The following is a 21518-nucleotide window of genomic DNA, read 5'->3' as shown; positions in this document are numbered from 1 at the left end:
ATATTTAATTTTTATTAATTATTTATTTAAATTAAGACTAAATTATTTTCTCTATTTTTATTATTTCTCTTTCTTTTATTTAATAATAATTTTGTTAAAATTTATCGTGTTTTTATATATTAAAAAAATAATAAGAAAGATAAGCATATTTACAATAATAGCCGTTTTATCAATATGTTCAGATAAAACATAATATTTATATCTCTTCTTGCTTATAGCTTGTTAACAAACATAATCTAATGTTTTAATTTTGTTAATAACCACACTTTTAATATAGATATAAAAAGAATAAAATTCTAAAAATAACTAAACCCAATAGTATCCATTAATAAATTACTTATTTTTTATTTCCTTTTTCTTTTTTTCTTTTTCGATGATGACCTCATTTCTTTCATTGTTATTACGATACAAAGCGCCTTAACTGGAAAATTGGGCCTTAAAGTGTTAAAACAATGGCTTATTTCTAAACAAAAATATCGCTAATCGCTCGGAAGAGATAATACTATTATGTCAAAAAGTACCATCCGTATTGCTACCCGCCAAAGTCCTCTCGCTATGTGGCAGGCGCTTTATGTGAAAGAACAACTGCAACTTACTCATCCAGGTTTAGTCGTCGAATTAGTACCGATGGTCACTAAAGGTGACATCATCCTAGATACACCTTTAGCTAAAGTGGGTGGCAAAGGGTTATTCGTAAAAGAATTAGAACTTGCTCTACTTGAATCACGTGCAGATATTGCTGTGCACTCCATGAAAGATGTTCCTATTGATTTCCCTGAAGGCTTAGGGTTAGTTACTATTTGTGAACGTGAAGATCCTCGTGATGCCTTTGTTTCTAATCATTATAATGCGTTAGAAGAACTTCCTGCGGGTAGTATTGTAGGCACATCAAGTTTACGTCGCCAATGTCAATTAAAAGCACAACGCCCTGATCTAATTATTCGTGATTTACGAGGTAATGTAGGCACTCGCTTAAGTAAATTAGATAACGGCGATTACGATGCTATTATTCTTGCTGTTGCAGGCTTAAAACGCCTAGGCCTTAATGAACGTATTCGTACGCCATTATCAGCTGAGCAATCTTTACCCGCGGTTGGACAAGGCGCTGTGGGAATTGAGTGTCGCTTAGATGACAATGAAACTCGCCAGCTATTAGATGCGCTCAATCATTCCCGAACAGCAATTTGTGTTAAAGCAGAGCGTGCAATGAATACGCGCCTTGAAGGCGGTTGCCAGGTTCCAATTGGAAGCTACGCTATTTGGCAAGATGACAAAATTTGGTTGCGGGCTTTAGTCGGTTCACCTGATGGTGAAACTATTTTACGAGGTGAACGTTTAGTGACGCCTGAAAACGCTGAAACCGCGGGCATCTCATTAGCTGAAGAGCTTTTAGATAAAGGTGCAAGAGCTATTTTAACGGCAGTGTATCAAGGTAGCACACCTGCATGAGTATTTTAGTTACTCGCCCCAACCCAGCAGGAAAAGCATTAACCCAGCGTTTAATTGATGCGGGTAAAACAGCTTTTCAAGCACCTTTAATCGAGATCACCGCAGGTCGTGAACTCCCTTTATTAGATGCTAAACTAAAAGGATTAAAGGCGGGTGATTGTGTATTTTTACTTTCCAAAAATGCGGTGTCATACGCAAACTGGCAGCTAAATCAATTACAACAATCATGGCCAGATACGCTATCCTATTATGGAATAGGTAAAAGCACAGCGAAAGATTTCCAACATTTAAGTAGTCTTCCAATTTGCTACCCTGAGCAAGGAGAAACCAGTGAGGATCTTCTTAACCTTTCTGCGCTTAATCAGGTGAAAAACAGGCGAATATTACTGCTTAGAGGTAACGGTGGTCGTGACTTACTCGCAAAAACATTGAGTCAACGAGGCGCAATTGTTGATGAATGCGAATGTTACCAACGCCTATTTATTAATTATTCCCCTGAAGAATTTGCGCTTCAATGGGAAAAAGCACAGGTTGATATGCTTGTTGTCACTAGCGGTGAAATGTTACAACAACTGTTTGATCTAGTCGCTGAATCTAAAAAAGCATGGCTGTTAAACTGCCATTTAATTGTGGTCAGTGAACGATTAGCAACAATAGCAAAAACATTAGGGTGGGAAACTATCACCGTTGCTGAAAGTGCCAATAATGATGCTTTATTTCATGCATTAATATAGAACCTAAATGAGACGCCGATATGACGGAACAGAAAAATACAAATGATAATGACTTGCCAAAAGATGCAGTTAAAGCTGATGAGAATGTCCGCTATCAGGAAGTCAAACCTGTTAATAACAAGCGCTCAGGCCTAATTGGAAGTGCTGTTGCTATTCTTGTTATTTTGGCAATCGGTGGTGGCCTTTACTATTACACCAATCAACAAGCATCAAAGCTGAGTGTAGAAAATCAATCACTCAAATCTGAGCTTACCCAATTACAACAGCTCCAAAACACTTATCAACAACGCTTTGACAATATTGATAGCATGTTTAACTCACAAAAACAGACTATTGATAAGTTACAAAATGAGCGCCAAACAACAGAGCGCCAAATCCAAGATCTACAAACACGCTTTGCCGCTATTTCTAATGCAGATGTCAAAAGTTGGCTATTAGCACAAGCTGATTTTATGGTGAAAATGGCAGGTCGGAAGTTGTGGAATGATCAAGATGTCGTGACCGCAGTAAGTCTACTAAAAGGTGCTGATAGTAGCTTAGCGGAAATGAATGATCCGAGCTTACTTGAGATCCGCCGTGCTATTAATGAAGACATCAGCAGTTTAGCTGCTCTCACTAAAATCGATAATGATGGCACCATCTTACAATTAAACCAGTTAGCGAATCAGATTGATAATCTCCGCTTAGCGGGTTTGGAGCGTAATGGCTCACCAATGGATAAAAACGACGAAACCATTTCAGGTTCACTTTCTGATTGGAAACAGAATCTCAGCAAAAGCTGGAAAAGCTTTATGGATGATTTTATTACTATTCGTCGCCGTGATACCGCAGCCGTTCCTTTATTAGCGCCAAACCAAGATATCTATTTACGTGAGAATATTCGTTCACGTTTATTAATTGCTTCCCAGGCTGTTCCTCGCCATCAAACTGAGATCTACCAGCAATCGCTTGAGGCAGTATCCACATGGGTTCGTGCTTATTTTGATACCTCTGATCCAAGTACAACCGCATTTTTAGATACGGTATCTGATTTAGAGAAACAACCTATTACGCTTGCAATACCATCAGAATTGAAGAGCCCGACCTTGCTAGAAAAACGAGTAGAAAAGCAAATCCGCAATTTACTGGCACAAAATGAGTATGCAGAGCCACAAATTGCTGAAACACAAGCTGTTGAAGCCCAAGATGCCCAAGCTGTAGAAGCTGAACATAACGCATCAGAAAGCGCACAAGATGCTGCAGCTGATAGCACAGCAGTTGATGCACCAGTAACACCTCGAGGAGAATAGGCTTATGTTAAAAATACTGCTCCTTTTTGTGGTGCTTATTGCGGGTATCATTTTTGGCCCACTATTGGCAGGCCATCAAGGTTATGTGCTTATACAAACTGATGATTGGGATATTGAAACCAGTGTAACCAGCTTGGTCATTATGTTTGTTTTGCTACAATTAGCACTACTACTAATTGGTTGGAGTTATCGTCGCTTTATTGGTACAGGCTCAAAAGCCTATAGTTGGTTTTCTTTCCGTAAACGTAATCGTGCGCGCAAACAAACCAGTATGGCATTAATGAAATTAGCGGAAGGTGATTTTAAAGAAGTTGAAAAACTGATGAGTCGCAACGCAGACTATGCTGAACAGCCAGTTGTAAACTACCTATTAGCAGCAGAAGCAGCACAACAGCGCGGTGATGAATTCCGAGTTCAGCAACACCTTGAACGCGCAGCTGAGCTTGCCGATACCAATCAACTTCCAGTTGATATTACACGGGTGCGTATTTTATTGGCGCAAAATGAAAATCATGCGGCGCGTACTGGCGTTGATGAATTATTAAATCAAGCACCTCGCCATCCTGAGGTTTTACGTTTAGCTGAAACGGCTTATACCCGAACCGCTGCTTGGCAAGCATTGCTTGATATCATTCCTTCCATGCAAAAAATTGCATTACACACGGATGATGAACTCGCTCAATTACGCCAAAAAGCCTACATTGGCATTATGGGGCAGAAGATGTCCGAAAATGGCTGTGATGGACTGAAAAATTGGTGGAAAGCGCAGCCTCGTAAAGTGCATCACGATAATGCATTACGTGTTGTTTTAGCTGAACACCTTATTGAATGCAACGATCCTGATAGCGCTCAAACGATCATCTTAGACGGCATTAAACGCCAATATGACGAGCGTTTGATCCTACTATTACCTCGTTTAAAAAATACAGATGCCAGTGTGATTTTGAAAGTACTCAATTCATTAATTAAACAGCATGGGCCAACACCATTACTCAATAGCACATTAGGTCAGATAGCAATGCAACAAGGGCAATGGGGTCAAGCTGAAGAGGCTTTTCGTAATGCATTAAAACAACGCCCTGATGTTCATGATTTTGCGTGGCTTGCTGATGCATTAGATAAACAGAAAAAATCTGAAGAGTCGGCGAAAGTGCGTAAAGATGCTTTATTAATGACACTGAAAAAAGACTCTGTCATTTTTGAAGAGCCTAAAAAAAGTAAATAAACACATTCGATGAGAACGTGATCATAAATCGTTTAATTAACTGATCTAAAAACCCTCTTTATTGAGGGTTTTTTTATGTGATTTAAAAGCCTCGTTGAAATAACAACACCACTTCTACACATAGAGTCAAAAACACATACACCCAAGCGATACGATAAAAGCGAGTGGGTATTCCCTTCTCATTTTCTTGCTTAAATGCCAAATAATGTTTTTTCGCTTGATAAAACACGACGATATAAATCAGTGCGATCCCCTGACAAAGAAAAACCACATATTTAGCCCATGATTTGCCACCTATAATGAGCATGATAAGAGGGATCAAAAAAAACAATAATGGGCCAAACTTCTCTATAAGAAAGAGTTTTTCTTGTGCAAGATATGCTTTTTGCTTATTTATCATATTGATGCTATCCCCAATCTCCCCTTGCACTGGATAATAGCGTGTTAATGCAGTGAATACAAAATGGATGTGTGGTTGGTATATAAAAAAACGCCTGTATAAAACTATACAGGCGCATAAATATACAATCAGGTCTACAGACGGATGGTGCCTCACTCAACGTTTCGTCCTGTTGATGATGAATGATGTTCATCGTTAACGTGGACGTAGGCACCGAATAATCGGCTCTGCATCATTCCTAGGTTTATGAAGTCATATGCTGTCATAAGGAGTGGAATGAGCATCTACAATATACATAAAGCATTTAGCGTGCCAATTTTTCATTTTTTATTAAAAATATCACCTATCCCTAAAAAAGTAAGGTAACTTATTGAATTCTGCTCTTCCTTTCTGACTCTACTCATTTTCAATGATAAATAAGCGACGACCTGTACTTCCAACACGCTATTGCTAAGTAGAAAAAGAAAATATAGTGTCTGATATACGTCTCTTTTTCACGACAAGAAAAACACAACCAATATTTAACCCTATAAAATCAATGTATTACATGTCTCCTATTGGAGACACCCAAAGTAGCGAGTGTTGGCATTTGCCGACAAATAAAATAAAAGACTTATATTTCATATAATTACTATCTATTATTTTATGTATTTAATTCATCTTTTTTTGAAGATTAAAATTCAGCAATAAATTAAATTATTAATAACTCTTAAGTGATAAGAACGATATTTCTGTTAAAAGCATCATTTTAGTTTTCTTATCTGAAACACATAACACGAAATAAAAAACATAAATTGTAGATGTAGATGTAGATGTAGATGTAGATGTAGATGTAGATGTAGATGTAGATGTAGATGTAGATGTAGAAAAAGTATGGCGGGTTTTAAAAAGCTAAATCGTAGATACGAAAAAGCCTCGATATAATCGAGGCTTTTTCTTATTGGTCGGCGAGAGAGGATTCGAACCTCCGACCCACTGGTCCCAAACCAGTTGCGCTACCAGGCTGCGCTACTCGCCGTCTGCATCACTGCTCTTATCTTGTTTATTGGTGCGAAGGGGGGGACTTGAACCCCCACGTCCGTTAGGACACTAACACCTGAAGCTAGCGCGTCTACCAATTCCGCCACCCTCGCATAAACAATAACTAAGATAAGATGGGGTGGCTAATGGGACTCGAACCCACGACAACTGGAATCACAATCCAGGGCTCTACCAACTGAGCTATAGCCACCATAACAGCTATCTTATTACTTCTTACAACAACGTTCTTCACCGTAACTCTTAGCACGCTTTAATGGCGCGCCCGACAGGATTCGAACCTGAGACCTCTGCCTCCGGAGGGCAGCGCTCTATCCAGCTGAGCTACGGGCGCTTCACGCCGTTGCGGGAGAGGATAGTACGGATTTACGCTCTGTCTGTCTAGTGCTTTTTGAAAAAAAAAGTTTGTTTGACGATAGTTTGTGCATTTCGTCGATAAATGGAGCGCTTTTACACACTAAACGCTCCGTCAGTATAATAATTAAACAACCAAGATGCTAGATAAAAGCATGAATAAATTATTTAATCAGCTCCGTCTAACAAAAAAAGACGCTATTACGACTACAATTTATTGGAATAATAATACCCGACGAATTTTAGTAGCTTAAATTGACGCTTAATTCGGCTTGGTTGTGATAACAAACGATATAACCATTCTAAGCCAAGGTTCTGCCATGCTTTCGGTGCTCTTTTAACATGACCTGTAAATACGTCATAAGTTCCGCCAACGCCCATATATAAAGCATCAGGATAAATTTCACGACACGCACGAATAAATAGCTCTTGCTTCGGTGATCCCATGGCAATAGTCACTATCTTCGCACCAGAGGCCTTTATACGCTCAAATAACGCCTCTCTATCTTGTGGTGTGAAGTAACCGTTCTGACTCCCCACAATATTTACGTTCCACTGTGCTTTAAGCTTATTTTCGGTTTGAGAAAGAATTTCAGGTTTACCACCAACAAGAAAGACTGGCGTTCCCTCTTTACCCGCCCTTTCCATTAATGCTTCCCATAAATCTGCACCTGCAATACGAGAAACATTTGCATCAGGATACTTGCGACGAATACCTCGCACGACACTGATACCGTCGGCATAAAGATAATCCGCTTCATTGAGTAGCTCATTGAGTGCAAAGTCTGTTTCTGCTGTGAGAATTTTTTCTGCATTAATGGCAATCAAAGAGCCGCTTTTTATTTGTGCTCCTTCATAGAGATAATCCAGAAAATGAGCCATATCGCGAAATCCCCAGATATTATGTCCGCGGATTGAATACTTCGGAATTGAATTGGATCCCATTACTTTTCCTTTTTCTCTAAACAACGAAGTTCACTTTGTATTTGGCGGGTTACGTAATTACGCACTAATCCCGCACTTTCAAATAGCCAATAAAGCAGTTTGGCGGCCACCAAACATAAACCAAAAATTAAACAGAAAAACACAACGCGAGAAACGAAAGAATCAACACCTTCCCGCGCCAAAACAATCATATTAAAAATAGCCCCAAAGCAGAACGCTTGCAAAATAGCCGATTTATAACGATTGCTTTCATTGAGCCCTTGCTGATATAGCCAATCAAACCACTTAATAATCAGTCCTACAACAATTGCACCTAATGGGATAAAGGCAATACCTCCCATTACAACTAATGAGCCAATTAAAGTCGGTGAAATGGCAAGCCCCGCATGGTAATTAAGCACTTCCCATGTAAAGTAATTTGCCGAGTTCAGCACAACGTCAGGGCGTTCTGGCCATACCCAAGAAGGAATAAAGACATAGAAATCACGAATGATTGGCGCAAGCCCTTGAAACTCAATCTTGTCATAATTATTCAGTAACAAAGCTAGATTTTCCCAAGGAGAGAACGTATCGCGAGTGAGATACAAGAACGTATAGAATGCCTCGGCACCACTGACATCAAGCCCATAACGTTTTAATGCCAGCCAAAACATGCCAACAATACTCATCACTCCTGCTGCAACCAGCATCCACAAGGTTATCCAGCCGCGAACAATACCGATAAACAAAAACAGCGCGAAAGCGATGATGATATTAGCGCGGGTTCCTCCCACGATAATGTAAGTTAAGATCCCAAAACCCACCGTTGCACAAAGGAAGAAAATCCAGCGCTGTTGAGTCGGTTTTAAGAAATAGACCACCAGCATGGCGGGAATAAAGAAATAGAAAAAGCGCTTAAGCGCCACACCCGATACTTGGCTTGAAAAAATTTGGCTATATGTTTTGAGCTTAAAAAGTAAAAAACCATTTTGTAGGAAGAAAATACCCACAGTTACAAAGGCAATTAATGCTAATAAAATCCAAGTGAGGTTGGTCTCTACTCTATTCATCGTAAATAACGGCCTAGAAGGGCCGTCAACCGATTTTCTCAGTCTTACCTTATAAGTTACATAATAAATGGCATAGAAGCTGGTAGAGGCTAATAGCGCGTATAATAATGAGTCAACGGGTACAACTGCGACATCAAATTGGAATACCAACATACAAGTTAGTGGAAAGCCAAAATAGAAAGTCAGCAGATAGAGCATTGAGAAAAAAACATTAAAATTAAAACGAACTCGACGAAACTCTTGATAAGTCAGTAATAAAATAAAACTTAAAGAGATAAAATAAACAAGTGTTAAGCCACCCAGTTCCGCCAATGTCATTGCGGCTCTCCTGTACTCATCTCAATTAACGCTTTCCAACCGTCCGTAAAATTAGGCGCAAAGAAGGCAATATTTTGGCGATCAAGTATCAACAATTGACGTTTAGCCTCTTCAATTAGCGCAACATCTAATTTATCACCTGAGAAAAAGACTGGAACATTCTGTTCTGTTAAATCTTGCCAAAACGGGTTTTGACGGCTAATAACAAAAGGGATCGCAAATTGAATAAGCAGACAAAGGGTGCCAATACCTTGTTGTCGATGAAAAATAAAATAACCTAAATCACATGTTTTCAATAACGCTAGATAATCATCAAATACCAATTTATCACGTAATATTTCAACCTGATTATAGGGAAGCAACTGGCTAGCGGCTTGAGCGACTTCATCAATATAAACGTGATTATTTTCAGGATATCCCATTGGAATAATCACTTTTGCACGTGTTCCATATTGCTCTGCAATTGCCTGTAACGCTTCAATGTGGCGATTCGAGCTATCCCCTGAATTACCCACAATAATGGTAAGTTGTTTTTCATCAATAGGCGTTTTTTCTGTCACCGTAAGCGCAGGATCCATTCTTGTTGGGAAATAGAGTAAATTGGCAGGAATATTAACGTTAAATTGCGCGAAGTAGTTAAGATCACCTCGTGTACCAAATACTCGCCCCACGCGTTTTTGAGCGAGTTTACGAAGAAGATAGAAAAGTCTAAATTTTAGCTGTTTAGAATCCTGATACAAATCAGCACCCCAAATATGCCACCAAAATTGATGACGTTTAATTTTACCTGTTAATAATGCCAACCAAATAGGTGCATTAAACTGACCTAAAAAAAGGAATCGTTGGTGAGTATCGGCTTTTGCCAATGTGACCACTCTCTGTGCAACCTGCTTTTTATCGACTAAACACTCAATATCTAAAGCTGGATAGCTTTCTTGCAGTGAAGTATTTTTACTGGCAACGATAAAACGAGGTTTATACATTAACCCCGCCTCAGTCACGAGGTGGTCGTTAAAAAAACGTAACATTGTGTTGTTATGATGCACAATGTCTGAACCTAGTACGTAAATCAAAGTTGTCATTTGCGCCTGCAATAAATCACGAAAACGGAACTACAGAGAAGGAAGTAAATAATGTACGTTGCCATATAGGCTTGAGCGGCACCTAGTGCGCCATGTTCAGGAATAAGCCAACGCGAAAATAGCGTTAATAAGGCAAATTGACTGACTTCTGTAAGGATATAAAAACGCAGTGCCGCTTTTGCAATGATGAGATAACCAAAGACATAAGCGCCTACCTTTAAAACATCACCGACAAGTTGCCATGCGAATAAATCACGCATAGCGACAAATTTATCTGAAAACAGTAACCAAATCGCGAAATCACGTAATAACCACACCATAAAACTCGCAACCGCTACCACGGGTAATACAAACTTCAGTGACTTAACAATCTCTTTGGTAATATCACTCTTTTGCGTTAATCGGGAGAGTGTTGGCAGTAAATAAACTGAGAACGATGCGGTAATAAACTGCAAATAAGCATCTGAAATACTGGTCACCCCTTGCCAAATCCCTACGTCTTCCCAACTATAGTGCTCAGCAAGTAAATTACGCATCATGATATAAGCGACGGGTAATGTAATCGAGGTCAGTATTGCCATAATGGTAAACTTACCAAGATGACTTGCTATCGCTTTATCCCAATGAGGTTTAAGTTCACTGAAAGCGAAGCGTTTACGCTTGACTACTAAAAATGTAGCAGGAAATAAAATAAGTGCTGGAACTAATGCTAATCCAATCAATGCACCGTGATAACCCGCAAACAAATAGCACAAATAATAAGCAACAACACCAATAATGCTACCTGCAATCACAGATAAGGCATTACCTGCTGCGTCACGATAACCTTTTAATATGGCAAGAAAATAGTTGCTATATGCTATCCCCATTTGAATAAAAGCAACGGCTCTTACAATATCCTGATATTGATGATAATTATCACCAAATAACACTTGGCTAATGGGGGCAGAAAAAAGAAGAAATAAAATAGCCAATAGTGTGGAAAATAGCAAAATCATGGATGATGAAGTACCCAACACTTTTTTACGTTGAATATCATCATCTTGATATTGTGCGATTAATTTCGTCACACCATTAAAAATGCCCGCACCAGACAAGACGCCGAGTACGGTAATTAATTGACGAAAGTTACCCGCTAACCCGACTCCTGTTGGACCAAAAGAGACTGCAAGTAACTTAACGACAAGCAGACCAGCCCCGATTTTTATCAGGGTTGATCCCGCTGTCCAAATTGATGCTTTGGCTAATGACATAATTAAGCAAAGAAATCGCGAATATGGCCAATAACAGTCTGCTGCTCTTCTTCTGTCATATTGTAGAACATAGGTAAACGCACTAAACGCTCACTTTCTTGTGTAGTGAAAATATCTTCACCATCAAAACGACCAAATTTCATACCTGCTGGACTGGTATGTAGTGACACATAGTGGAATACCGTTAAAACACCATGCGCTTTCATATAGTCATTAAACGCACTACGTTGCTCAATATCTTTCAGTTTGATATAGAACATATGCGCATTGTGTTCTAACCCTTCAGGAACGATTGGAAGCGCCAATAAGCCTTTTTCCGCTAATGGCGTTAATGCATCATAGTAAATCTGCCAAAATGCTAAACGACGCTCATTAATTTTTTCGGCTTCTTCAAGTTGAGCCCACAGGTAGGCTGCTTGTAAATCTGACATTAAGTAGCTAGAACCAATATCACGCCAAGTATATTTATCTACCTGGCCACGGAAAAATTGACTACGGTTAGTGCCTTTTTCACGAATAACTTCTGCGCGATTGATTAAATCAGGATCGTTAATTAACGTTGCCCCACCCTCACCGCCTGATGAGTAATTTTTAGTTTCATGGAAACTATAACAACCAATATGACCAATCGTACCAAGAGCCTTACCCTTGTAAGTTGACATAACACCTTGTGCCGCATCTTCAATCACGAACAGGTTATGTCTTTTCGCAATCGCCATAATGGTATCCATTTCACAGGCAACACCTGCATAATGAACAGGCACGATAGCACGAGTTTTTTCTGTAATCGCCGCTTCAATTTTTGTTTCATCGATATTCATGGTATCTGGACGGATATCAACAAAAACAATCGTTGCTCCACGTAATACAAACGCATTAGAGGTCGAAACAAAGGTAAAACTCGGCATAATGACTTCATCGCCTGGCTTGATATCTAATAAGATAGCAGCCATTTCAAGCGATGCAGTACAAGATGGCGTTAACAGCGTTTTATGACAATGAAATTGTTCTTCTAACCACTTTTCACATTTTTTTGTGAAATTGCCATCGCCACAGAGCTTGCCACTTTCCATGGCCTGTTTCATATATTCTAATTCGGTGCCGACAACGGGTGGTTTATTAAACGGAATCATATTATCCCCTGTATAACCAATAAGTGGTGCTCTCTATTAAGCCCCCACTGTGTGTGTATAAACGCGAAGCTGCAATATTGCTGATTTGTGTTGCAACATATAGGGTTGAAATACCTTGCTGTTGACACCAAAACTTCGCGGCCGACATCAGTTGTTTACCAATGCCTTGTCCTGTTCTATTGGGCATTACCGCAAGTAATCCCACTCTTGCTTCACTTTCAGATAGACGACGTAAAGTGACAAAACCACTCATGTTATTGTCAATATCATAAGTCAGTAAGCAGATATCATCGAACGTGCCTAGTACGGCTTTTTTAACCCATAATGCATAAAAACGACTGCTATCACCTTCTTGATACCAAGGTGTTCTAAAACGGCTTTGTACAAAAGCTTCTGAGGCTGTTGCCATCAATAAATCGATATCATCTTCATTGGCTTTTCTAAAACAGCATTCAGGCGCATTCTTACAAGCATTTTCTATGCCAATTGAAAGTTTAAAATCAATTTCACCTTCCGCAAATTGAAAACCTAATTGGCTGAGTTTATCGATGAGAGAAAGCTCATGAGATGCGATTTTAGCTTGAACCACAGCAAAAGCATCAAGCTGTTCGCCTGTTAACACGGGCGCTTGTATATCAAACTCAAGGCGCCCTGTTTTGAGGGAGAAAAATTCACTTTCCCACTCAAGATAATTAATATTGGCGAGGACGGACATGTAATAAATCCAATAGATAACGACCATAACCCGTTTTAGACAGCGATTTTGCACTTTCTCTTACTTGGTCATCATTGAGCCATCCATTGCGCCAAGCAATCTCTTCAAGACACGCCACTTTAAATCCTTGGCGCTTTTCAACGGTTTGAACGAAAGTACTGGCCTCAATTAAACTGTCGTGAGTGCCGGTATCTAACCATGCAAAACCACGCCCTAACAGTTCAACATTAAGCTCACCACACTCAAGATACATCTGATTAATCGACGTAATTTCTAGTTCGCCACGAATAGAGGGTTTTACTTTTTTAGCAAAATCCACCACACGGTTATCGTAGAAATAAAGCCCTGTTACAGCCCAATTAGATTTAGGTTGTTCTGGTTTTTCTTCAATCGACAGTACTTTGAAATCATCATCAAATTCAACAACACCAAATCGTTCAGGATCCATGACTTGATAACCAAAAACTGTTGCTCCCCGTTCACGTTGAGCAACTTGTTTTAGTTTTGGACTAAACCCTTGACCAAAATAGATATTATCGCCTAACACTAAACAGCAATGATCATCGCCAATAAATTCTTCACCTAAAATAAACGCTTGAGCTAAGCCATCTGGCGATGGCTGTATTTTATATTGAAGATGAACACCAAATGCAGAGCCATCCCCCAATAAGCGCTGAAATGAAGTCATATCATCGGGTGTTGTGATGATCAAAATATCCCGAATACCGGCAAGCATTAGAACTGAAAGCGGATAATAGATCATGGGCTTATCATAGATAGGCAATAACTGCTTCGATACCCCTTTGGTTATCGGATGCAGTCGTGTACCAGAGCCACCCGCTAGAATAATACCTTTCATCATTTATCCTTTTACTTAATCAGTTTCCAAGCCCTAGACGTTCGCCTGCATAAGAGCCATCTAACACACGTTTCCACCATGTTTCGTTATTTAAGTACCACAAAACTGTTTTACGAATGCCTGATTCAAATGTCTCTGCGGGTTTCCAGCCTAATTCAGCTTCAATTTTTGCCGCATCAATCGCATAGCGCAGGTCATGACCGGGTCTGTCTTTCACATAAGTGATGAGATCGACATATTGAGCAACACCTTCTGGTTTTGCTGGATATAACTCTTCTAATAGTGCACAAATCGTTTTAACAACATCAATATTACGGCGCTCATTATGACCACCAATATTGTAGGTTTTACCCGGTGTTGCTGTTGTTGCGACTAAATAGAGGGCGCGAGCATGATCTTCAACATAGAGCCAATCACGGATCTGCTCACCTTTACCATAAACAGGTAATGGTTTTCCTGAAATCGCATTTAGAATAATTAATGGGATTAATTTTTCAGGGAAATGATAAGGGCCATAGTTATTTGAGCAGTTCGTGATCACGGTGGGTAAACCGTAGGTGCGTAGCCAAGCTCGAACTAAATGGTCACTTGAAGCTTTCGACGCTGAATATGGGCTACTTGGTGCATAAGGTGTAGTTTCAGTAAAGAAGTCATCTGTACCTTCTAAATCGCCATACACTTCATCTGTTGAGATATGGTGGAATCGGAACGCTGTTTTCTTCCCTTCAGGCAGTGCTTGCCAAAAGCGGCGAGCCGCTTCCAATAAGGTGTAAGTCCCCACAATATTGGTTTCAATAAACGCAGCCGGACCATCGATAGAGCGGTCAACATGGCTTTCGGCCGCTAAGTGCATCACAACATCTGGCTGATATTGAGCAAATAAGCGATCAAGCTCAGCGCTATCACAGATATCGACTTGCTCAAAGGCATAGCGTTCACTGTCAGCAACAGTTGCTAATGACTCTAAATTACCAGCATAAGTCAGCTTATCCACCACAACAACGCTGTCATTGGTATTTTCAATAATATGTCGAACAACAGCAGAGCCGATAAAACCGGCTCCACCTGTCACTAGAATGCGTTTCAACGCCATACTCCTTTAGTATCTACAATCCATTTTTGAGTCACTTTACTACCCGGGATCGCTTTAAATTGTTGGTGATCAACAAGCATTAAGACAATATCAGCATCTTTTAATGCTTGTTCTGTTGATACTAACTCTGTGATCCCTTTCAGTTTTGTTGGTAGCTCATGAATATTTGGCTCAACGGCTAATGTTGTACCACTGTGCCAATCTGCGATTTGTTTAGTGATATTCATCGCTGGGCTTTCACGTAAATCATCAATGTTAGGTTTAAAAGCTAAACCAAAGCAGGCAATCTTAATTTCGTTTGCACGTTTACCAGTTTCAGTCAGGCAATCTGCAACCGCAGCTTTAACTTGATCGATAACCCACACAGGTTTGCCATCATTGACTAAACGCGCAGTGTGAATTAAACGGGATTGTTTTGGATTTTGTGACACGATAAACCAAGGGTCAACTGCGATACAGTGTCCACCAACGCCTGGGCCTGGTTGTAAAATATTGACGCGAGGATGGCGGTTCGCCAAGCTAATTAGTTCCCACACATTAATATCTTGCTCAGCGCAGATCAGCGATAATTCGTTAGCGAATGCAATATTCACATCACGGAAGCTGTTTTCCGTTAGCTTACACATTTCTGCGGTACGCGCATTGGTGATAACACATTCACCCTCAAGGAAAATTTTGTATAACTCACTCGCACGCTCGGAGGATTTACGGTTCATTCCACCAACAACTCGGTCATTGCGAATAAGCTCAATCATAACTTGGCCTGGTAATACACGCTCAGGACAATAAGCAATATCAATATCTGCTTCTTCACCGTCTTGATGAGGAAACGTTAAATCTGGACGAGCTTCAGCTAACCACTGTGCCATTTGTTCAGTAGAACCAACAGGTGACGTCGATTCTAGAATAATAAGATCACCTTTTTTCAGTACAGGTGCGATAGAACGAGCCGCCGATTCAACATAAGCCAAATCAGGCTCATGTTCACCTTTAAACGGTGTTGGTACTGCAATAAGGAAAGCATCTGCTGGCTGTGGCGTGGTATAGGCTTTTAAATGGCCTTCTTCAACCGCTTGTTTAACGACTTTATCGAGATCAGGCTCAACAATGTGAATTTGACCTTTATTAATTGTATCAACAGCATGCTGATTAACATCAACACCAATGACGCTTTTTTTACGAGAGGCAAAAGCTGCCGCTGTAGGTAAACCAATGTAGCCGAGGCCGATAACAGAAATAGTTTCAAAACTCATAATGTCACCTGATTTTTTTTCAATGCTTCAAGAATACGTTGGCAGGCATGTCCATCACCATAAGGGTTTGTCGCCTTACTCATTTGGTGATACGCATTTTCGTCTGTCAATAAAGAGGTTACTTCGCTAACAATACGTTTAGTATCTGTTCCCACTAAACGAACAGAGCCTGCTTCAACAGCTTCTGGGCGCTCTGTCGTGTCTCTCATTACCAGAACTGGCTTACCTAATGAAGGGGCTTCTTCTTGAATTCCACCAGAGTCGGTCAGAATAAGGTAAGCATGGTTCATTAGATAAACAAATGGGAGATAATCTTGTGGCTGTATTAGTTTAATGTTGTCAATACCGTGAAGAATACGTTGAACAGGCTCACTCACATTTGGATTTAAGTGAACAGGATAAACAACTTCAACATCAGGGTGTGCTAATGCAATTTCAGCTAAAGCTTGGCAAATCCGTTCAAAACCACCACCAAAGCTTTCTCGACGATGTCCTGTTACCAAGATCATTTTCTTGTCAGGCTGAATAAATGGATAGTGTACAGCAAGCTCATTTAAGAGTGTTTGATTGCCCATCACTCTGTCACTTACCCAAAATAACGCATCTATTACCGTATTTCCCGTGACAAAAATCTTTTTATCCGCAACCGCTTCACGTACCAAATTTAATTTTGCAGTTTCTGTTGGTGCGAAATGATACATTGCAAGATGTCCTGCAATGGTGCGGTTTGCCTCTTCAGGCCAAGGAGAGTAAAGATTGCCAGTACGTAATCCAGCTTCCACATGACCAACTGGAATTCGTTGATAAAATGCGGCTAAGCTTGCTGCCATGGTCGTTGTTGTATCACCATGTACTAAAACAACATCAGGTTGAAATGACGCTAATACTGGTTTTAACCCTTCTAAAATACGACAGGTAATATCCGTTAAATCTTGTCCTGGTTTCATAATATTGAGATCGTAATCTGGTTTGATCTCAAAAAGATTTAATACCTGATCAAGCATTTCTCGATGTTGGGCCGTAACACATACCTTCGCTTCAAACGAATCATCATTTGCTAAAGCGTGCACTAAAGGTGCCATTTTTATCGCTTCAGGGCGTGTGCCAAAAACAGTCAACACTTTCACAGTGGCTCTCTTTTTTTCATTGTTATATTGCTTATTTTTGGGAAAGCAATATGCCCTTATTCTCAAAACATCAGGTGCCGAAACACCTGATGTCTCGTTATTGTCATCAATGACAAAATTTAATTATTATTATTTTTTAATGAACTGCGTCTTACTAATGCAACACCTGCACCCACTAAAACGCCAATAGCGCCCCAAAGTACCATCATAAAGGCACGACGAGGGCTATCTCGTTTTACAGGATCTTCAGGGGTACGTAGAAAACGGTAAGTTTGGAAGTTGTCTTGTAATTTTGCGCCCACAGTAAGGGTCGCTAACATTGCCGTATTTTGATCATAATCACTATCAAAATCAGCACCTGTTGCAATTAAAGTTTCTAGCTGTGATTGCAACAGAGGAACACCTAACAGAAACAATTTAGAATCCGGTAACTCATCAATCGCAATCGAGGTCTGTTTTTGAGAAATACCTTGTTTCTCAGCCACTTTAATTGATTGCTCTAATAAGTTAATTTGGCGTTGATACGCAGATTGAGCCGCCATTTCTTGACGTTTAACTAGCGCTTTCATTGATTGAGTTCGAGTTGACCAAGCTGTTATCACTTCATCATTAAGATGGGTAGACGCTCTCTTATTAGCAAAAGCAATATACTCATTTAATAATTGGCTCGCTTCTTTTGACGTTTCTGCGATAAGTTTCAGTTGATCATTAACTAATTTTTTCTCATCGGCAGGCGTAAATTGAATATTGTTAATTAATTCATCCAATAATGCAGCATTAGCCTGTTCATCACTCTCTTTGCGCTGTTTAAAATAATCCGTTTGCAGCCAAAACTCACGACGTGTATCAAACGCAGCAACCTGAGTAATAAATTCTTGATAAGCTTCATCTGAAATAGTTAAAGCAGATGTTTGTGCGGCTGGATTAATTTGTGTATCAAGATTGCGCAAAAATTGAGATTGCGAATAATAACTACCTAAGTTATTAATCGTTGGTTTCTCTGTCATTGCGATCGCACTCCATTTAGGCTGCATCAAATAAGATGCACCCAGTGCAATCACGGCAAAAAGCAGAGCGAACCCTATAATCCAGCTTTTTCCTGACCAAAGTGCACAAAAAAGACCTCGAATATCGAGTTCATTATCTGGCTGATCACCCTGTCGGGAGGCGTTATTTTCCGAGTTCATCACGTTAAAAAACCTCTGCTTATATTAATGCTGTTGTGTTGCTCTACGTAAGCGACGCTTATGTCGTTTAATAAAACGAGCGACTCGCCACGCGCGTTTAATGCAATAACCATACATAACAAATGCAAGCAAGAATAATGCCAACATAAACCATTCAGGGACAAATGATAGGTTCTGACCGATAATACCAATCGCGGCTAATAACGCGGCTGACAGTGTAATCAAAATGAAAGCTTGGCGGGAGGTAAAACCTGCACGCATAATCAAATGGTGAATATGTTGACGGTCTGGAGAGAAAGGACTCATTCCTTTACGTAAACGACGATACATAATTGCTACCATATCCATAAGAGGTATAGCAATTATCCATAATGCAGTGACAGCTTTAACTGGGCGAGGCTGGGTTTGTGTTGATGCGACCAATAACCAAATAATAGTAAAGCCAATCAGTGTACTTCCTGCATCACCCATAAAGACTTTGAATTTTTTACCGCAGACGCCTAAGTTTAAAAAGATATAAGGTAAAATTGCCGCGATAAATGAGAAGCACCAGAATGCAAGAGCGGAATTGCCACCTTGATATAATAAAATACCAAGTGCACCAAAAGAGACACAAGAAAGACCGCCTAATAACCCATCAATACCATCAACCATATTAAAGGCATTGATTGCTGCCCAAACCGCGAAAAGTGTAACAATATAACCGAAAGGCCCTAAATGCATTTCCCAAGGACCAAAAGCATGACCTAGCGTGTCGAGTTTTAAACCCGCGCCCACCATCATCACGATCCCAACAAAAGCCTGAATTGTTGCTCTAATTTTGACACTAATATCGAAGCGATCATCTAATGCGCCGATAAAAACAAGAAGTCCCGCACATGCCAGATACAATTCCTTATGAGGAATATAGATATCTGAAATATAAAATGCGAAAACAATACCAAAATAGACTGATATTCCGCCAACGAGGGGGATCAATCCATGATGTTTTTTACGATAATTCGGTTTATCCACGAGTCCTATTTTTTTTGCAATTTTACGAGCCAAGAATAAAAATGCGAAAGAAAATAAGAACACATAAAAAACGCTTGTGCTCATTTTTAGTATATCCACAGTACTGTTCTCTATAATAAATATAGCTGGTTATTTTACCCATCCATGTGTTTTTATTCTTTTTTCCAGCCTCACCACGACGAGTTTATTCGAAACCCACCACCCTTCATCAATTATAAGTTTTCCTTAACTATTTTCATTGATGCCATCGCTATTTTTATCAATTACTAAAACATGCAATATATATACCAATATCTCACTAAAATATTGCAATCTAAATTTGGATTACATCCATAAAAAACAAAAAACGCCACAACTATTGTGGCGTTTTCATCATATCGTCATTCTTACAAAGTAAACGAGCTTAACAGCATATAAATTGAGGTGATATTACTTATTCTATAATAGAGCACACTATTTTAATTCTATTCTCAGCTCAATCACTTTGTTAATACATTTTATGAACGTTTCATAAAGTCGAAGAATTCTTCATTGGTCTTAGTCATTGCTAACTTATTAATGAGGAATTCCATTGCGTCAATTTCACCCATTGGATGAATAATTTTACGCAGGATCCACATTTTTTGTAGCTCATCTTGAGACGTCAGTAACTCTTCTTTACGTGTACCAGAACGATTATAATCAATCGCTGGGAAAACTCGTTTTTCAGCAATCTTACGAGACAGGTGTAATTCCATATTACCTGTCCCCTTAAATTCTTCGTAGATAACTTCATCCATCTTAGAACCCGTATCGACTAATGCTGTTGCAATGATAGTCAAACTACCACCTTCTTCAACATTACGAGCAGCACCGAAGAAACGTTTAGGACGATGTAATGCGTTTGCATCCACACCACCTGTTAACACTTTACCTGATGAAGGAACAACCGTGTTATAAGCACGCGCTAAACGTGTGATGGAGTCTAACAGGATGATAACGTCTTTTTTATGCTCAACTAAGCGCTTCGCTTTTTCAATCACCATTTCTGCAACTTGTACGTGGCGAGAAGCGGGCTCATCAAAAGTTGAGGCAATAACTTCACCTTTAACTAAGCGTTGCATTTCTGTCACTTCTTCTGGACGTTCATCAATCAGAAGTACCATTAATACGCAATCTGGGTAGTTATGAGCAATATTGGCTGCAATGTTCTGCAGCAACATGGTTTTACCTGCTTTTGGTGGGGCAACGATAAGACCACGTTGACCACGGCCAATTGGTGCCGCTAAGTCAAGAACACGCGCAGTTAAGTCTTCTGTTGAACCATTACCACGCTCCATGCGTAAACGATTATTAGCATGTAGAGGTGTTAAGTTTTCAAAGAGGATTTTACTACGGGCATTTTCTGGTTTATCAAAGTTAACTTCATTAACTTTTAGGAGGGCAAAATAACGTTCACCTTCTTTAGGAGGACGAATTTTCCCTGCGATGGTGTCACCAGTGCGAAGGTTAAAACGGCGAATTTGACTTGGAGAAACGTAGATATCATCGGGACCAGCAAGGTAGGAACTGTCTGCGGAACGCAGGAAGCCGAAGCCATCCTGCAATATTTCCAGCACTCCGTCACCGAAAATATCTTCTCCACTTTTCGCGTGTTGCTTCAAGATAGAGAAAATAATGTCTTGCTTTCTCATTCGAGCCAGATTCTCTAGCCCCATATTTTCGCCAAGTGCTATCAGTTCTGATACCGGCGTATTTTTTAATTCGGTAAGATTCATAATGGTGGGTTCTTAATAACTCGGGGTAACTCTCGAACTATGAACGTGAATAGTATAACAGCAAATTGCTGTCAGTTTCGTCATGTGTAAAATTACAGATTATAACTTTCTAACATAAGGGTATAACTAAAATGATAATGTTAGAGAGTGTTAATACTATTAGACCAGTCTGCTTTATCCCAGAGAAGTGACATTCATTTTCGCGATGCATGAGTGTACTTTCAACTTATGGGTTAGGAACATA

General features: G+C 39.8%; 18 protein-coding genes and 4 tRNA genes. 4 read left to right on the top strand and 18 right to left on the bottom strand.

The annotated features are described in order from the left end of the window. The first annotated feature begins 507 nt into the window (after nucleotides 1-507). From hemC to hemY, 4 genes are read left to right on the top strand one after another with little or no spacing between them, the layout of a single operon-like run. On the top strand, nucleotides 508-1449 hold the full coding sequence (gene hemC / locus H1225_RS16985; protein ID WP_072064601.1) for a hydroxymethylbilane synthase: 942 nt from the start codon (nucleotides 508-510) through the stop codon (nucleotides 1447-1449). Beyond that, entirely contained in the window at nucleotides 1446-2183 is a 738-nt protein-coding gene (gene hemD, locus H1225_RS16980; protein WP_239739310.1) for a uroporphyrinogen-III synthase, read from the top strand. Before hemC ends, hemD begins: the two co-directional genes overlap by 4 nt. 20 nt (nucleotides 2184-2203) lie before the next feature. Beyond that, complete coding sequence (gene hemX, locus H1225_RS16975) at nucleotides 2204-3472, top strand: uroporphyrinogen-III C-methyltransferase (RefSeq protein ID WP_006535815.1); 1269 nt, start codon at nucleotides 2204-2206, stop codon at nucleotides 3470-3472. Nucleotides 3473-3476: 4 nt separating this feature from the next. Continuing rightward, on the top strand, nucleotides 3477-4697 hold the full coding sequence (hemY, locus tag H1225_RS16970; RefSeq protein ID WP_072064604.1) for a protoheme IX biogenesis protein HemY: 1221 nt from the start codon (nucleotides 3477-3479) through the stop codon (nucleotides 4695-4697). A gap of 82 nt (nucleotides 4698-4779) precedes the next feature. On the opposite strand, the gene H1225_RS16965 is transcribed toward hemY, so the two are convergent. The 18 genes from H1225_RS16965 to rho form a co-directional block, all read right to left on the bottom strand. Continuing rightward, nucleotides 4780-5097 carry a hypothetical protein gene (locus tag H1225_RS16965; RefSeq protein ID WP_109399694.1) on the bottom strand — a complete coding sequence of 106 codons (318 nt, stop codon included), beginning with the start codon at nucleotides 5095-5097 and terminating at the stop codon, nucleotides 4780-4782. 941 nt (nucleotides 5098-6038) lie between these two features. Next, nucleotides 6039-6115, bottom strand: a tRNA-Pro gene (locus H1225_RS16960). A 28-nt stretch (nucleotides 6116-6143) separates the two neighbouring features. Then, a tRNA-Leu gene (locus H1225_RS16955) sits at nucleotides 6144-6230 on the bottom strand. 22 nt (nucleotides 6231-6252) lie between these two features. Further along, nucleotides 6253-6328 (bottom strand) — tRNA-His (locus H1225_RS16950). A gap of 64 nt (nucleotides 6329-6392) precedes the next feature. Next, nucleotides 6393-6469: transfer RNA gene (locus tag H1225_RS16945), tRNA-Arg, on the bottom strand. Between the two features lie 227 nt (nucleotides 6470-6696). Further along, on the bottom strand, nucleotides 6697-7434 hold the full coding sequence (wecG, locus tag H1225_RS16940; RefSeq protein ID WP_072064606.1) for a lipopolysaccharide N-acetylmannosaminouronosyltransferase: 738 nt from the start codon (nucleotides 7432-7434) through the stop codon (nucleotides 6697-6699). Beyond that, the gene (wzyE, locus tag H1225_RS16935) at nucleotides 7434-8801 is read right to left on the bottom strand and encodes an ECA oligosaccharide polymerase (RefSeq protein ID WP_006535820.1); all 1368 of its coding nucleotides are present in this window, start codon (nucleotides 8799-8801) and stop codon (nucleotides 7434-7436) included. Before wzyE ends, wecG begins: the two co-directional genes overlap by 1 nt. Continuing rightward, a complete protein-coding gene (locus tag H1225_RS16930; RefSeq protein WP_161669515.1) occupies nucleotides 8798-9883 on the bottom strand; it encodes a TDP-N-acetylfucosamine:lipid II N-acetylfucosaminyltransferase in 1086 nt (361 codons plus the stop codon). Before H1225_RS16930 ends, wzyE begins: the two co-directional genes overlap by 4 nt. Beyond that, nucleotides 9880-11136 carry a lipid III flippase WzxE gene (gene wzxE, locus H1225_RS16925; protein WP_109847972.1) on the bottom strand — a complete coding sequence of 419 codons (1257 nt, stop codon included), beginning with the start codon at nucleotides 11134-11136 and terminating at the stop codon, nucleotides 9880-9882. The genes H1225_RS16930 and wzxE overlap by 4 nt, the downstream gene beginning before the upstream one ends. 2 nt (nucleotides 11137-11138) lie before the next feature. Next, a complete protein-coding gene (gene rffA, locus H1225_RS16920; protein ID WP_072064610.1) occupies nucleotides 11139-12269 on the bottom strand; it encodes a dTDP-4-amino-4,6-dideoxygalactose transaminase in 1131 nt (376 codons plus the stop codon). A gap of 1 nt (nucleotide 12270) precedes the next feature. Continuing rightward, a complete protein-coding gene (rffC, locus tag H1225_RS16915; RefSeq protein ID WP_006535826.1) occupies nucleotides 12271-12984 on the bottom strand; it encodes a dTDP-4-amino-4,6-dideoxy-D-galactose acyltransferase in 714 nt (237 codons plus the stop codon). Beyond that, nucleotides 12962-13843 carry a glucose-1-phosphate thymidylyltransferase RfbA gene (gene rfbA / locus H1225_RS16910; RefSeq protein WP_072064612.1) on the bottom strand — a complete coding sequence of 294 codons (882 nt, stop codon included), beginning with the start codon at nucleotides 13841-13843 and terminating at the stop codon, nucleotides 12962-12964. The genes rffC and rfbA overlap by 23 nt, the downstream gene beginning before the upstream one ends. A gap of 19 nt (nucleotides 13844-13862) precedes the next feature. Next, complete coding sequence (gene rffG / locus H1225_RS16905; RefSeq protein WP_109399716.1) at nucleotides 13863-14930, bottom strand: dTDP-glucose 4,6-dehydratase; 1068 nt, start codon at nucleotides 14928-14930, stop codon at nucleotides 13863-13865. Further along, the gene (gene wecC / locus H1225_RS16900; RefSeq protein ID WP_109399701.1) at nucleotides 14927-16189 is read right to left on the bottom strand and encodes a UDP-N-acetyl-D-mannosamine dehydrogenase; all 1263 of its coding nucleotides are present in this window, start codon (nucleotides 16187-16189) and stop codon (nucleotides 14927-14929) included. Before wecC ends, rffG begins: the two co-directional genes overlap by 4 nt. Continuing rightward, the gene (wecB, locus tag H1225_RS16895; RefSeq protein WP_006535832.1) at nucleotides 16186-17316 is read right to left on the bottom strand and encodes a non-hydrolyzing UDP-N-acetylglucosamine 2-epimerase; all 1131 of its coding nucleotides are present in this window, start codon (nucleotides 17314-17316) and stop codon (nucleotides 16186-16188) included. Before wecB ends, wecC begins: the two co-directional genes overlap by 4 nt. A 119-nt stretch (nucleotides 17317-17435) precedes the next feature. Then, a complete protein-coding gene (gene wzzE, locus H1225_RS16890; RefSeq protein ID WP_109399702.1) occupies nucleotides 17436-18503 on the bottom strand; it encodes an ECA polysaccharide chain length modulation protein in 1068 nt (355 codons plus the stop codon). Nucleotides 18504-18527: 24 nt separating this feature from the next. Continuing rightward, on the bottom strand, nucleotides 18528-19616 hold the full coding sequence (gene wecA / locus H1225_RS16885; protein ID WP_072064615.1) for a UDP-N-acetylglucosamine--undecaprenyl-phosphate N-acetylglucosaminephosphotransferase: 1089 nt from the start codon (nucleotides 19614-19616) through the stop codon (nucleotides 18528-18530). A gap of 398 nt (nucleotides 19617-20014) precedes the next feature. Beyond that, the gene (gene rho / locus H1225_RS16880) at nucleotides 20015-21274 is read right to left on the bottom strand and encodes a transcription termination factor Rho (protein ID WP_023583649.1); all 1260 of its coding nucleotides are present in this window, start codon (nucleotides 21272-21274) and stop codon (nucleotides 20015-20017) included. Nucleotides 21275-21518 lie beyond the last annotated feature (244 nt).

Origin of the sequence: Proteus penneri (assembly GCF_022369495.1) — a bacterium.
GTDB classification, from domain to species: domain Bacteria; phylum Pseudomonadota; class Gammaproteobacteria; order Enterobacterales; family Enterobacteriaceae; genus Proteus; species Proteus penneri.
This window is presented reverse-complemented; position numbering and strand designations above follow the sequence as displayed.

Bases quoted from the DNA above. Each gene is read 5' to 3' on its own strand.
- hemC (WP_072064601.1), top strand. From the start codon at position 508: ATGTCAAAAAGTACCATCCGTATTGCTACCCGCCAAAGTCCTCTCGCT.
- hemD (WP_239739310.1), top strand. From the start codon at position 1,446: ATGAGTATTTTAGTTACTCGCCCCAACCCAGCAGGAAAAGCATTAACC.
- hemX (WP_006535815.1), top strand. From the start codon at position 2,204: ATGACGGAACAGAAAAATACAAATGATAATGACTTGCCAAAAGATGCA.
- hemY (WP_072064604.1), top strand. From the start codon at position 3,477: ATGTTAAAAATACTGCTCCTTTTTGTGGTGCTTATTGCGGGTATCATT.
- H1225_RS16965 (WP_109399694.1), bottom strand. From the start codon at position 5,097: ATGATAAATAAGCAAAAAGCATATCTTGCACAAGAAAAACTCTTTCTT.
- wecG (WP_072064606.1), bottom strand. From the start codon at position 7,434: ATGGGATCCAATTCAATTCCGAAGTATTCAATCCGCGGACATAATATC.
- wzyE (WP_006535820.1), bottom strand. From the start codon at position 8,801: ATGACATTGGCGGAACTGGGTGGCTTAACACTTGTTTATTTTATCTCT.
- H1225_RS16930 (WP_161669515.1), bottom strand. From the start codon at position 9,883: ATGACAACTTTGATTTACGTACTAGGTTCAGACATTGTGCATCATAAC.
- wzxE (WP_109847972.1), bottom strand. From the start codon at position 11,136: ATGTCATTAGCCAAAGCATCAATTTGGACAGCGGGATCAACCCTGATA.
- rffA (WP_072064610.1), bottom strand. From the start codon at position 12,269: ATGATTCCGTTTAATAAACCACCCGTTGTCGGCACCGAATTAGAATAT.
- rffC (WP_006535826.1), bottom strand. From the start codon at position 12,984: ATGTCCGTCCTCGCCAATATTAATTATCTTGAGTGGGAAAGTGAATTT.
- rfbA (WP_072064612.1), bottom strand. From the start codon at position 13,843: ATGAAAGGTATTATTCTAGCGGGTGGCTCTGGTACACGACTGCATCCG.
- wecC (WP_109399701.1), bottom strand. From the start codon at position 16,189: ATGAGTTTTGAAACTATTTCTGTTATCGGCCTCGGCTACATTGGTTTA.
- wzzE (WP_109399702.1), bottom strand. From the start codon at position 18,503: ATGAACTCGGAAAATAACGCCTCCCGACAGGGTGATCAGCCAGATAAT.
- rho (WP_023583649.1), bottom strand. From the start codon at position 21,274: ATGAATCTTACCGAATTAAAAAATACGCCGGTATCAGAACTGATAGCA.